Source organism: Kaarinaea lacus (assembly GCF_975902315.1).
In genome coordinates this window covers 1-12,753 of record NZ_CDLKIE010000263.1, presented here as the reverse complement: position 1 = coordinate 12,753, position 12,753 = coordinate 1, and the positions used below count along the sequence as shown (strand labels likewise).

Genomic DNA, 12,753 nt, shown 5'->3' with positions numbered 1-12,753 from the left:
GTCCAGTGCTTCCAGAGCTTTCCTGGGTTGCCCCGCCTGCTCATAGGCCTTGGAAAGCTGGTAATAAATCAACGGATCGTTGGCTTCGCCCACGGATGCTTTGGCGGCATCTTCATACAATTTGATGGCATTTTCATAGGAGCTTTGTTTGATTTCAGCTTCTTTGGCTATTGAAACAGTCTGCTTTTCGCTATCCAGCTTGGCGATTTGCTTCTGAAAATGTTCTTCGCTTTTTTCCAGTTCCAGGTCTGCCAGTCGACGCAATGCTTCAACACGCAGCGAATCTTTTGGCGCAGAACTGATAAAACTATTGTAATTATCTGCTGCCTTTTCCCGAGCACTATCGATAGGGGCATCTTTTTCAATTTTGACATCCAGTTCCCCCAAGGATGCCAAAGTGCCTTTTTTATTCGCAGCACATCCGTTCAAAAGTAACCCAATAAGCGCGACCAATATGAATAACCTGCTATTCATTACCGCTACCCCAACGCTTCGCCGCGTAATCGTAAATTTGAGCTACAGAGAAACGCGCTTCGTTAAAATAGCTTACTAAACGTTTTTTACGGCGCTCCAGCTCATCATAAGCCATACTCTGCAAGTAATGGCGATATTTCTCGACGAGCAGAATTACTTTCGACTGCACGCGCGCGATACGTTTTTTATACTCCTTACGCTTACTGTCTGTTAAATCCTGATATGTCCCCAGGCTCGCTGACCAGCCTTCCAGCCTGCCCAAAGATAAACGCAGAGCAGCGTAATTATTCAAAGCTTCTCTAAATTCATAGCTAGCTAATAGTGGCGTCAAATAGCGACCTTCAGGAGTATCTAACACTCTCTTCAATTTACGCTGGTCATCACCTTCCTGTTCCACTTGAGCAACCTGGATCATACCTTCCAGCATTTCTCCACCACCCACAGCATCGGCAGCGATATTAATTTTTTCAATTTCGGCTTGAAACGACCGCATCGCTTTCTCATAGTATTCCAGAGATTGTTTGTATGCTTCGAGCTGACCAAAAGCGAAAGGCACAGCCATTAATGCATCTTGAACAGCTGGATCACTAGGGTGTCGTTCAATTAGTTTCAGCCACGGCACCAGGGATTTTTTATGCAATTTTTTGTCTGAATAAACACGCCCAAGCGCAAGTAAAGCTTTATTGGAAAATGGCCCGGTTAGTTTCATTCGCTCCAGATATGCTTTAGCAGCATCGGGATTGTCCTTATCCAGATAACCGTAACCAAGAACCAGGTTGGCTTTATCTTTTAGCGCCAGTATTTCCGGGTCTCTACCGCTAGCGGTACCAATTTCGTCCAGCAATTTGACGCCGTCCTGCTCTCTACCCAAATGATAGATAGCCACACCTTTATTGAATTTCGCATACATACCCCAGTCGGAGCGTTCATTAATTTTTTTCAGTACTCGCAATGCATCCAGGTTTTTGTCCTGCTTCAGAAGAATAGTTGCCTCTAGCAAATTGCGTTCTTGCGACAAACCAAAGTCCAGTGTGTCTTGTACTTTTGACAGCGCTTGCAGCGCACCGCTGTAATTTCCACGCTGATAGCGGGTTTTGGCGAGGAAGTACCAGGCCTGGTCTCGAACTTCTTTAGGCTGTTCCGCACTAAGGAAGGTTTCAAAAATTCTCGCAGCCTGATCATGGAAACCATAAGACAAATACATACCGCCCAATACCAGTCCAGCCTGCTCCTGGTTTAATACACGACCTAACTTTTGCGCCATTTGCAGTCGAGTAATGGAAGAAAAATGACGACCTCTATAAGAATCAAATAACGCATCTTTAATGTTTGGGTCTTTCACGCCTACCCAAATAATTTCCGCGTTAGCGGTCATAGAAGCTAAAAGAAGAGCTGATATCGCAGCACCACGCCAGACCAGGCTAATTCCACTATCGAGCGCATTTTTATACCGGTCCAGAATTACCATGCTGCCTAATTCCACTCTCTCACAGTAAATTGAGGGAAACCACCGGATTTGCCGCCATTGATATATAGCTCGATGAGTGTGCGATTAACGCCTGAGATAAATTTAAACTTTGCTTCCCGCTGGTAATCGGGATCCCTTGGCACTCTACCAATAAACTTGGCTTCCAGTTCATGAGTACCCGCTGGCAAATTGGCAAGATACAATCGATGTCCACCACCTCGCACCATTGCTGCAATGTCCTCGTCGGTGTAAGGGTGGGCCGCCACCATCTGGTTATCAATCTTTAATTCCACGTAGTCCAGTTCAAAAAACTTGGAAGGTTGTAATGTAATTAGTACCAGAAGCTGGTTTTTCGGTGGGTTGCTGTGTTGCTCGTCGACTATTGCCAGATCGCTACTTAAATCGAGAACTTCGCGAAGCACATTTTCCGCTTCGACGTCCAGTTCCTGGAAATTCTCATATTTGGACTTGCTCGTTTCTTTGCTGGGTGCCTGTTTGGCGCTCGCTTTTTGAGCCGCAGCGACGAGCAATCCCTGCCCTGCCCTGGAAGCCTGACGAGTGATGAAGATACTACTTTGTGCCCCCGCTGATGTCGATTCAGCGGCCTCAATCGAAACTTTGTGTTCTGAAACCGCCCCAATGTCCTTTTGAGAGTCTTTTGCTGCGAGTACAGTACCGATACCGAAGCTGCACAAAGCCAGTAGAAGGCTGTGTACGAAAATTTTAAACCTCACACTTACGAACTCCGAATTTGACGTTCTTGACCTGCTTCAGGATACCCCATCCGACGCTCTGAACAAAACCTCTATTTATTTCTACCAACTTATCACTACCATTGGCTACGATGCCTGTCACAATATCACCGCAAGGTGTTACGGATTGAGGATTGATCGTTTAGAATGTCTTTGGTTATCAAGCTATGGATTAATACCCCTATAAAAGCCAATAATAGTATTAATTACAATAGTAAATAAAGATATCATTTTGTCTAAATTCTAACCATTTCACAAGCCTTTCAGTTTCGAATGGAGTTTTTGATGAAAAAACCAGCAATTATCATAGGGATGGGAGAAATGGGCGGTGTATTTGCCCGCGGTTTACTTCGAATAGGTATGCCGGTTTACCCGGTACTTAGGGGTGACGACTTCTCCACGGTCATGGAATCTGTGCCTGATCCAGACATTGTGCTTTTATCAGTGGCGGAAAACGACCTGCATCCCGCATTGGGAAAATTTCCAGCTCAATGGCGCGACAAAATCGCCTTATTACAGAACGAACTATTGCCTCGTGATTGGCAAAAACATCATATCGAAGACCCCACCGTCATATCTGTCTGGTTTGAGAAGAAAAAAGGCCAGGATTACAAAGTTTTGGTTCCCTCACCCGTTTTCGGTCCCAAGGCTGACATTTTAGCGAATGCCCTGCAAAGCATGGATATTCCAACCCAGCTTTTAACGGGTCACGATGATTTACTATTCCAATTAGTGCGCAAGAATGTTTATATTCTAACTACTAATATTGCCGGGCTCATTACCGGGGGTACAGTTGATGATTTATGGTCCAGGCATCAACAGCTGGCACGTGAAGTTGCTGCTGATGTAATGGATATCCAGGAATGGCTTACTGGTACCACCTTTGATCGGGAGCGCCTGATCCAGGGAATGGTAGATGCTATAAATGGCGATCTTGAACATAAATGTATGGGGCGCTCCGCACCAGCGCGACTGGCAAATGCCATCGCACACGCTGACGAAGCGAACCTGGCGGTCACAAAATTAAGGGAAATTTCCTCAAGCAATACGTAATTTCCTGGCCAGCAGTTCGCACTTTACAATTCTGGCTAACAGTTGTGGCCAGAGTCAAAAAGCAGGAAACGGTGATACATGTGATGGGCAATTGGCAAAACGATCAGGATAGCAGCAACAGAACTAACAACACTATAAAAATTTAGAATCGTAAGTTATCAGTGAAAAGTCCGTTACGTAAGAACTCGTTCAAACGCATCATTTTTATTACTGCAATGGTAATCGTTGCTTTGTTGCTGGTCTCTGCCATCGTGAATTTGATGTTAGTGCGAACGCATTATAAAAACTATGAGAACGAACAAATCCAGGAACAACTGGAAAACAAAGCCCTGATCCTGGGAAAACAACTAAGACTGTACAGGCAAATCATCGCCAACGTTGCGGCTGAATCCAATACAAGAGATATCCTCACCTTCGGCGAACCCAATGCATCCCACCAGTGGGCATTGCAAATGCGCAAGTTTTTACCCCAGGCCATCGGTGTCGCATTACTATCTAAAAATGGCAAGGTACTTGGCGATCCAGTGTCGCTACGCCTTGGCCCACAATGTCTTACAGATCTAACCCGGTTGTCGCAGGGTGAGCATATTGCCCACCCACCCATTCATCGTGACATCCCTGAATTGTCACACTTCGATTTAACCACACCAATCTATGATGAAGACCAAAATCATATCGGTATCCTGTTTGCCAGTTTCAGTCTTGATACGCTGAAGGCCACCTTGCAGGAAAGTGTTAGCAAGGAACAGCTTATTCAGTTACTGGACCATGACGGAGAACCCATTACCGTTGCCGGCTCCATATCAACAGCCCGCGAACAATACAGTATCAGCATGCGTGTTCCCGAGAGCACATGGACCATAAAGCTGACAGAAAACCTTGCTTCATCTTTACCTATATATTTGACATTAAGCTTATCGAATCTAACAACCTCGTTTATTGTCATTGGTCTTATATTTTTCTTTATTTCCTATGCTTCACGGATATTTAAAAACGATTTCGACAAGGTAAAAGCACGATTAACACAGATATCTGAAGGGCAACTTGAAGAAGACAATTCCAACGTCCAGCTAAACGAAACAGCGGAGATCCTTCCTTCGATTGAATACATTGCCAAGGACATCCAGAAAAAGCAGCAAATGATCGCCAACCAGAGCTGGATTGACGAACTCACGGGATTACCCAACCGCCGACATTTTAATAATGAATTTGTGCGCGCCTACAATCTGGCGCGACGCGGTATTCCAATGGCAGTGGTATTGATCAACCTGGATAACTTCAAAACCTTAAACGTCAGTGCCGGAAAGACAGCGGGCGATCAGGCACTAAAACTCCTGGCAAATACCTTACAGCAATATTGTCGCAAGACCGATTTTGCCGCACGCCTGGGTGGTGATGAATTTGCACTGCTATTACTCGACATGCAGCAGGACAAAATTCGCCCCTGCATTGAAAAGCTGTCAGAAACATTTCTGGAACAACAGGAACGCCACCCAGCAGTACCTGATGAGTTCCGCTGCACCCTAAGCTGTGGGTTTACTTTCATCAATGTACATCGTGACTACAACGCCGCGGCCGTATTAACTCGCGCAGAAAAAACCCTTGCTGCTGCCAAGGAGCATGGAAAGAACTGCGTAATGGAAGCCTAGCTTCTATCCAGGTCAGAACTATGATTATCATCTATGATCGTAAAGGAATGACAGAACTTCTTCACATAGAAGCGGACACACTGGATGGCGCGGATTTATGTGGTGCAAACCTGGAGAACGCAAATCTGGTTCAATTCTCCCTGAAACACGCCAATCTCCAACATGCTAACTTGCAACACGCCGACCTTCGACTTGCCGACCTGAGCGATGCAGATCTTTCGGGCGCGAATCTTACTGGCGCAGATATTACCGGCGCCATCTTTTTAAACACCAATCTGGCAGGCGCATTGCTGCCAATCAAAAAAGACTAGCCATTGCAGCAAGAATTAAGCTGGTTTCGCGATATGAATGCGGGAATCCGGTGTTCCCTTTTGAATAAACGCTTTTCTAAAATCCTCGATCATTGCGCTACTACCCGAAAGATATAAATCGATTTCAGACTCAATGGGCGCGCGACCCAGCACGTAGTCTGCTGCGGAATGAAAATCATTTTCCTCGTTTGCGAGTTTATCCAAATGTAGCGGTCGATATATAAAGCAATCCAGTGCATCTTCCCAAGAACGGCAATAGTTCGCCTGATAATGATCCCGCCCCTGTTCAACCAGCCAGAACAGATACATGGACTGTGGTAAATCCAGTGCTATGGCGTGCTCAATCAAACTTTTCAGCGGCGCAAATCCAGTATCTTGCGCCACCATCACAATAGGCCGGCGCGATTCTTCATCCAGGGTGAACTCACCAAATGGTCCATTCAGCTCCAGCGCATCACCCACTTTTAAATGATTAAACGCAAATTCACTAAAGGCGTTTTCAGTACGCTGCAAATGCAACTGAATAATCATACCATTACAGGGACAGCTGGCTACGTAGAAGTTTTCCGGATCAGTAGTTGCAGTTTTCGCCTGAATATATTGCCCCGCCAAAAATCGCAATGTTCTGGAGCGCGGAGTTCTTAAATGTAACACCAGGTTATTAGCATTTATGCGATCCAGTTTTGCGACTTTCACTGAGATATTCTGCATTGGAATATCTTTTGCGGAGGCAGCTTCATTTGCTTCAATCACGACATCGCTGCTCGGCGTTACCGAACACAATAACACCGTGTTAGTTAACTTTTCCGCTTCCGGAATGACGAAATCAAAGTAACGATGATCTTTAACCTGACCTTCAACAACCCTGGCTCGACACTCGCCGCAGCTTCCAGTGGCACAGTGATAGCTAAGATTTAATCCTGAACGCAGTGCCGCCTCAAGTATGGATTCGTTTGCTTCGCATTGAAATTTTTTGCCGTTCGGCATCAAGGTTACTGAATAACTCATAACTAGTACGATTTATTATTTAGTAGACTCAAATCTTGCTAACAGCCACATATTGAGTTCCTGAATTACCCTGCGTTGACTTTCATCACTATACTGTTGCATTTCAGACAGCCGTTGCAACAAACCTTCAATCACATCCTGATAATCACGGGCCTTACTTCTTTCAACATTAAGATCTACCGTTAAGCGCCTGACCCTGGCCTGCAGTACATCGGCAGGTGGATTCATAAATTTTTGCAAACGATCACCGTACGCAGCATCTTTAATAATTTGCGTCCTTTCTACAACGGGAGATTCGTTAAATGCCAGACCGGGAAACTTGCTGCGCAACAGTTCGACGTCTACTTGCCCTTCAAAAGTTTCCAGTTCTCCCGTTCTAATCAGCTCCTGCATCCGGGCCCGGGTCACACCCAGAATTCGCGCTGCTTTGGCGACGTTGACATATTTAGCCATTACCAATCCTGTTATTTATTCCGTTATTTTCCTCACAAGCGCTGGCGCTGTTTTTCCAGCGAAAACGCGAGGAGAAATAGTTCGAACTCGTCCCTTAAGTATAATGGTAATTAAATAATGTGATTGTTTATGGGGTTTTAGTTTAATTACCGAGCACAGAAACCAATCGATCATTCACCTGTCTACCCCATACAGGCTACTGCTAAATAGATATTAGCCTAAAATCTACTTTTAATTGTTAATATTCAATAAATTAACACGGCACTACAACAAACTTCAGATCTATCGTGGTAAAACAGACCTTAATATCAACGAGAAAAGTGCTAATATATTGTCACAAACATTTTTTAACTGGAGTCAAAGCATGAGCAGTGTACCTGCATACAAAGAAACACTCACCGATGAGATTAACGTAACACCGGCTGCACAGGAAAAACTGGTGGAACTCTTAAACTCCGAAGACGAAGTTAACGGTGTACGAATTTTTGTGTCCGGCGGCGGTTGCGGCGGTATGACATATGGCATGACCTTCGCCGAATCACCCTCACCATTTGATGCTGTTTATCAACGTGATGATTTAGCCGTTTATATAGACGCGGTTGCACTTAATTATCTGGAAGGTGTTGAAATTGATTATGTTCAACAAGGACTGGGAGCGAGCTTCGTATTTAAAAATGTCTTCGCGTCCACCGGCGGCTCCGGTACCTGCAGCGCATGCGGTGCTGCAGGAGGTGGTTGCTAATTTAATTTTCTGATTGTAAAGCAAAAAACTTCATAACGATTGCAAGACACCGCTCACGCCAATACAAAATCACGCATCCTTTTAGTGGCGCCACCCGATAGCTATCGGGTGGCGCCTTATATTAATGCTGCCAAACGCCTCAATACTCCCATTGAAGTTGCATCTAACGGCGAATATTCACTAATTAATGAAATTGCTTCCGGATTACATATTAATTTTAGTGATCCGGCGGCCGCGATTGATACTATTATTCATGCCGCCGCCCAACAACCATACCTGGGAATTATCGCCGCCGATGACATGGCCAGCGAAATTGCCGCAGCATCAGCCCAGGTATTAGGACTTCCGCATAATCCACCTGATGCGATTCAATTTACGCGCTGGAAACACAAAGCGAGGGCACTGCTAAAAGAATCCGGTTTACCCGTACCCGTACACTGGATAGCAAACATCGCGGAAGTGGCGGCTGGCCAGATACCTGACGTTAGCTTCCCGGTCGTTGCAAAACCAATCAATCTATCCGCCAGTCGCGGAGTGATTCGCGCAAATAATCGCAGCGAGCTTATCGAAGCGGCTAAAACTATTAGCCGCATTGTTTCTCAACTGTCAGAAGTTGAGGCACGCTCAACACTGTTGATCGAACAATTTATTCCCGGCCATGAAATCGCCCTGGAAGGCATTTTGAAAAATGGCAAATTGAATACCATTGCCATTTTCGACAAACCGGATCCACTGGAAGGCCCGTATTTTGAAGAAACCTATTATGTTACACCCTCGCGTTTATCCAGATTTCTACAGGAAAAAGCCATACAAACCATCGAGCTTGCCTGCCAGGCCTATGGACTAGAGACCGGCCCCATCCATGCAGAATTACGCTTCCATAATGACGTGCCATATATTATCGAAGTGGCTGCGCGAACCATTGGTGGCGAGTGCGCCCGTTTGTTGGAATATGCCAGTGGATACAGCCTGGAATCCCTCGTGATCAAATACGCCATGGGTGATGTGATCGACATTGAATCATTTGACAACGCAGCGGGAGTACTCATGATACCCACACCGCGCTCAGGAATATTACGCCGGATTGAAGGTATACTCGACGCGCAAAAAGTACCGCACATAAACGCAATACATATTGCCATCCGCGAAGGTCATGAACTGGTGAGTTTACCGGAAGGCGCCAGTTATCTGGGTTTTATTTTCGCGTCGGCAGAGTCGCCGGAGCAGGTGGAAACTGCGTTACGTGCAGCGTACAGACAACTTAACGTAGTAGTCGATCCACTCTGGCGGATTGAGGGTGATCCTGTTGCGAGTCAGTAATTGTCGGGAGCTATCGATACTTTACTTACAGCTGTAAGCAGAAGCGAATTAATCTACGTGGCATCTGGAAGATTTTTTAGATGAAATAGAAATCGCGCTATTGAAGAATGGTAAACAGTGATTATTTTTTACCACCGCCACCTGCCTGAAATCCAGCCGGCAATCCGCCAAAATCGCCTTCGCCAAACAGAAAACCAATCATGTGCTTTTCGATGACTTCAAGATTTTGCGGATCAGCTGTGGTGAGCCCGTTTTCATTGATAATGGTCGTGAGACGCTCAAGCCACTGCTTCCAGCCTTCTTTTGAAACATTCTCATAAATTCGCACCCCCAGTTCACCGGGATGAGGTGGTTTATCCAGTCCTTCTGCTTCTTTCTTCAAAACCACACATTGAACCATTCTAGCCATCGTTTGTTTCCACCATTATTAATAACGAAATCTAAGCTCTCACATTGAAGTGTAGTGTTATGCTACAGCAATGCAATGACATTCTAACCGATCCAATACCTTATTTATTACTATCCTTAGGGGGTACGTCACTATCACCAGCTGACTTAGTACTATCGTCTTCCTCAGGTATTGGCTCGTACTCGGGGTGAGGTTCTGCATCGTCATCGTAGTCATATTCTTCGTCTTCAATTCTGTCCAGTTCCTCATCCAGTTCTGCTTCAGTCAAGTCCTGGTGTTCTTCTACCTGGCTATCGCCGTAATCTGCAGCAGGCGATCCATCGTCAACAGCCTCTTCCGTAGCAGTTTGCGCAGACTCACTTTCTGATCCCGGCGCTTCTTCTGCGTCATCCTTATTAGGCTTATACATTCTGGAAAAAACCAGGCCCAATTCGAACAGCACCCACATGGGTAATGCCAACAGGGTTTGTGAAATAACATCAGGCGGCGTTAACAGCATGCCAATTACGAATGCGGCAACGATAACGTACGGGCGTTTTGCAGCGAGGCTCTCAGCCGTCGTCATACCGCTCCAGATCACCAAAATTGTCGCTATCGGTACTTCAAAGGCGACACCAAACGCAAAAAACAGTTTGATGGCAAAATCAAGAAACATGCTGATATCAGGCGCCTGTGCGACACCATCAGGCGTAGTCGTTGCCATAAAACCAAACACCAGTGGAAACACCACATAATAGGCAAACACCATCCCTGTATAAAACAGAATGGTACTGGAGACAATCAAAGGAAATGCCAGACGCCGTTCGTTTTTATACAGTCCTGGCGCGATGAACGCCCAGGCCTGGTAAAGCAGAAAGGGAATTGCCGCAAAAATGGAAACAACCAGGGTAAGTTTAAACGGCGTCAGGAAAGGTGCAATCACACCGGTGGCGATCATGCTTGAACCCTGCGGTAAACTTGCAATTAATGGCTCAGCAAGGAAAATGTATAAATCATTGGAAAAACCGATCAGCGCCAGAAAAATAACAATAATGACCAGTACAGCGCGCAACAAACGATCGCGCAGCTCGACAAGGTGTGCCACAAAAGGCTGTTCTACCGGTGGAGGAAATTCTTTTGGATCTGTCATTCAAAACATTCGCCGGCTATAGTCGATAATCGTATTTTTTTACTTATTAATTTTTCGCCTGTTCTGGCTTATTACTTTTTACTTGTTCTAACGGTGGTTCTGGTGCCTGTTCTGCTTCTTGATCGATTTTTTGCGCTTGATCCAGGCCTTTGCTATCACTTTTTATCTCAACACTTTCGCTGTCAACTTCATCAAGCTGCGGGGTCTGTTTTTTCTTCGTTTCAAGGTTTGCACTGGTCGAAACCGTTTTACGCGACTCATCAAGTGTGTGCTCAATGATTTCATGCACGTCTTTTATGTTGGATTGTTCTTCCACAAGCCGTTTCAGCTCTTCCGACTTGATAACCTCGCGATTAAAATCTTCCTGCACTGATGTGACAAATTTTCTGGTCTTGCCAAACCAGAAACCGATAGTACGAGCTACTGCCGGTAAGCGCTCAGGGCCAATGACCAGCAAAGCCACTACCGCAATAAGCCCGAGTTCTAACATGCCAATATCAAACATAAGATCGCTACGATGTGAGCAATAGGTCTGAAAACAGAATCCTGGTTTTGAGCATTAGTGCCTTCTTGGGAAATCCCCTGACACCTGAAGAATAGCCAGTAATTATCAGGCTTTGTCTTTTTCTTTGTTAGTGACTTCGCCTTCGATGACGTCGTCTTCCTTCTTCTCCATTTTGGCACTGGTAGCCGACGCATCTTCTTCCCCATCCTTGACGGCGCTGCGGAAACCTTTGATCGCCGCGCCCAGGTCACCGCCCACATTGCGCAGCCGTTTCGCGCCAAAGAGTACCAGCACTATCGCCAGAATAATTAATAATTGCCAAATACTAATTCCCATTTAAATCTCCGCTTCGCAGTATTTTTAGTTTAGCCGCGTATTGTTATGCAAAACCGGGCAAACTTCCACCGCCTAATAAATGAATGTGCAAATGATAGACTTCCTGTCCGCCTCCAGGGCCAGTATTAATAATAGTTCTAAAACCATTGTCCAGTCCCTGCTGTTTAGCGATTTGAGGCAATAAACGCATCATTTTGGCGATTATACCGTCATGTATCGTATCCAGCTCGGCCAGACTCGCGATGTGTTGCCTTGGAATCATCAGTAAATGCACATCAGCCTTAGGATAAATATCTTTGAAAACAACAATTTGATCATCTTCATAGACCATTTCAGAGGCCAGAGTTCCGTCAGCCACCTTGCAGAATAAACAATCGCTCATGTGGACTTTCCTCGTGATGCTTTCTCTTCGTGGCCGGATGTACCAAAGCGGCGCTCCAGCTCAGCCAATACGTCTTTGGGCCCCAATCCCTGGTGCGCTAATAACACCAGCGTGTGAAACCATAAATCGGCTGTTTCATATACAATTTGTTCAGCATCACCGCTTTTCGCCGCAATCACTGTTTCAGTGGCTTCTTCGCCAATTTTTTTTAAGATTTTGTCCAGTCCCTTGCTGTAAAGACTGGCCACGTAGGAGCTATCTGCGTCAGCACCTTTACGTTGCTCCAGAATTTTTGCCAGTTCAGTCAGGATATCGTTGTTAGACATAGTGAGCCGTGGTTACTTGTTATAAATAGCAGAGGGATCTTTAATAACAGGCTCAACTTCCACCCATTGTCCATCCTGCAGTTGTTTATAGAAACAGCGTTCGCGCCCGGTGTGACAGGCGATGCCACCGACCTGTTCAATGGCCAGCAGGATGACATCGTTATCGCAATCCAGCCGGATTTCCTTAATTTTTTGTACGTGACCGGACTCCTCGCCCTTGCGCCATAATTTTTGTCGTGACCGCGACCAGTAAATAGCCCGCCCTTCTTCAACAGACAATTGCAGAGACTGACGATTCATCCAGGCAAACATCATGACCTTGCCCGTTGCCGCGTCCTGGGCAATAACCGGTACCAGACCATCATCGGTCCATTTGATTTCGTCTAGCCAGTTACTGTTCATAAGCGCATTTCGATACCGCTCGCCGCCATGCGGC

17 protein-coding genes are annotated in these 12,753 nt (G+C 45.8%); 5 read left to right on the top strand and 12 right to left on the bottom strand.

What is annotated here, in order from left to right; all coding sequences use genetic code 11:
* The 3 genes from ACWVCM_RS08165 to ACWVCM_RS08155 all read right to left on the bottom strand — a co-directional run.
* A partial coding sequence (locus ACWVCM_RS08165; RefSeq protein ID WP_455201240.1) for a hypothetical protein occupies window positions 1-474 on the bottom strand: 474 nt, incomplete at its 3' end.
* Window positions 467-1,942, bottom strand: coding sequence for a tetratricopeptide repeat protein (locus tag ACWVCM_RS08160; RefSeq protein ID WP_455201239.1), 1,476 nt, complete (start codon window positions 1,940-1,942; stop codon window positions 467-469). The genes ACWVCM_RS08160 and ACWVCM_RS08165, both read right to left, overlap by 8 nt.
* A gap of 5 nt (window positions 1,943-1,947) precedes the next feature.
* Complete coding sequence (locus ACWVCM_RS08155) at window positions 1,948-2,676, bottom strand: hypothetical protein (RefSeq protein WP_455201238.1); 729 nt, start codon at window positions 2,674-2,676, stop codon at window positions 1,948-1,950.
* A gap of 303 nt (window positions 2,677-2,979) precedes the next feature.
* Here ACWVCM_RS08155 and ACWVCM_RS08150 point away from each other — a divergent pair, with 303 nt between their 5' ends.
* The 3 genes from ACWVCM_RS08150 to ACWVCM_RS08140 all read left to right on the top strand — a co-directional run bounded on the left by ACWVCM_RS08150 (window position 2,980) and on the right by ACWVCM_RS08140 (window position 5,707).
* Complete coding sequence (locus ACWVCM_RS08150) at window positions 2,980-3,747, top strand: hypothetical protein (RefSeq protein ID WP_455201237.1); 768 nt, start codon at window positions 2,980-2,982, stop codon at window positions 3,745-3,747.
* A gap of 161 nt (window positions 3,748-3,908) precedes the next feature.
* Entirely contained in the window at window positions 3,909-5,396 is a 1,488-nt protein-coding gene (locus tag ACWVCM_RS08145) for a sensor domain-containing diguanylate cyclase (protein WP_455201236.1), read from the top strand.
* A 20-nt stretch (window positions 5,397-5,416) separates the two neighbouring features.
* Window positions 5,417-5,707 carry a pentapeptide repeat-containing protein gene (locus tag ACWVCM_RS08140; RefSeq protein ID WP_455201235.1) on the top strand — a complete coding sequence of 97 codons (291 nt, stop codon included), beginning with the start codon at window positions 5,417-5,419 and terminating at the stop codon, window positions 5,705-5,707.
* A 15-nt stretch (window positions 5,708-5,722) separates the two neighbouring features.
* Here ACWVCM_RS08140 and ACWVCM_RS08135 read toward each other — a convergent pair whose 3' ends face one another.
* Window positions 5,723-6,715 (bottom strand): 2Fe-2S iron-sulfur cluster-binding protein, encoded by a 993-nt coding sequence (locus tag ACWVCM_RS08135; protein WP_455201234.1) that lies wholly within the window; start codon window positions 6,713-6,715, stop codon window positions 5,723-5,725.
* Window positions 6,716-6,730: 15 nt separating this feature from the next.
* A complete protein-coding gene (locus tag ACWVCM_RS08130) occupies window positions 6,731-7,168 on the bottom strand; it encodes a hypothetical protein (RefSeq protein ID WP_455201233.1) in 438 nt (145 codons plus the stop codon).
* A 364-nt stretch (window positions 7,169-7,532) separates the two neighbouring features.
* Between ACWVCM_RS08130 and ACWVCM_RS08125 the strand changes: the two genes are divergently transcribed.
* Both ACWVCM_RS08125 and ACWVCM_RS08120 read left to right on the top strand, forming a co-directional pair.
* Window positions 7,533-7,910 (top strand): HesB/IscA family protein, encoded by a 378-nt coding sequence (locus tag ACWVCM_RS08125; RefSeq protein WP_455201232.1) that lies wholly within the window; start codon window positions 7,533-7,535, stop codon window positions 7,908-7,910.
* Between the two features lie 39 nt (window positions 7,911-7,949).
* Complete coding sequence (locus tag ACWVCM_RS08120; RefSeq protein ID WP_455201231.1) at window positions 7,950-9,230, top strand: ATP-grasp domain-containing protein; 1,281 nt, start codon at window positions 7,950-7,952, stop codon at window positions 9,228-9,230.
* Between the two features lie 121 nt (window positions 9,231-9,351).
* Here ACWVCM_RS08120 and ACWVCM_RS08115 read toward each other — a convergent pair whose 3' ends face one another.
* The 7 genes from ACWVCM_RS08115 to hisI form a co-directional block, all read right to left on the bottom strand.
* Complete coding sequence (locus ACWVCM_RS08115) at window positions 9,352-9,639, bottom strand: oxidative damage protection protein (RefSeq protein ID WP_455201230.1); 288 nt, start codon at window positions 9,637-9,639, stop codon at window positions 9,352-9,354.
* 100 nt (window positions 9,640-9,739) lie between these two features.
* Window positions 9,740-10,768, bottom strand: a complete 1,029-nt coding sequence (gene tatC / locus ACWVCM_RS08110) for a twin-arginine translocase subunit TatC (RefSeq protein ID WP_455201229.1) — start codon at window positions 10,766-10,768, stop codon at window positions 9,740-9,742.
* A 46-nt stretch (window positions 10,769-10,814) separates the two neighbouring features.
* Window positions 10,815-11,258, bottom strand: coding sequence for a Sec-independent protein translocase protein TatB (gene tatB, locus ACWVCM_RS08105; RefSeq protein ID WP_455201228.1), 444 nt, complete (start codon window positions 11,256-11,258; stop codon window positions 10,815-10,817).
* Between the two features lie 120 nt (window positions 11,259-11,378).
* The gene (locus ACWVCM_RS08100; RefSeq protein WP_455201227.1) at window positions 11,379-11,609 is read right to left on the bottom strand and encodes a Sec-independent protein translocase subunit TatA; all 231 of its coding nucleotides are present in this window, start codon (window positions 11,607-11,609) and stop codon (window positions 11,379-11,381) included.
* Between the two features lie 43 nt (window positions 11,610-11,652).
* A complete protein-coding gene (locus ACWVCM_RS08095; protein WP_455201226.1) occupies window positions 11,653-11,991 on the bottom strand; it encodes a histidine triad nucleotide-binding protein in 339 nt (112 codons plus the stop codon).
* On the bottom strand, window positions 11,988-12,317 hold the full coding sequence (locus tag ACWVCM_RS08090; protein ID WP_455201225.1) for a phosphoribosyl-ATP diphosphatase: 330 nt from the start codon (window positions 12,315-12,317) through the stop codon (window positions 11,988-11,990). Before ACWVCM_RS08090 ends, ACWVCM_RS08095 begins: the two co-directional genes overlap by 4 nt.
* A 12-nt stretch (window positions 12,318-12,329) precedes the next feature.
* On the bottom strand, window positions 12,330-12,753 hold a 424-nt coding region (gene hisI, locus ACWVCM_RS08085; RefSeq protein ID WP_455201224.1), incomplete at its 5' end, for a phosphoribosyl-AMP cyclohydrolase.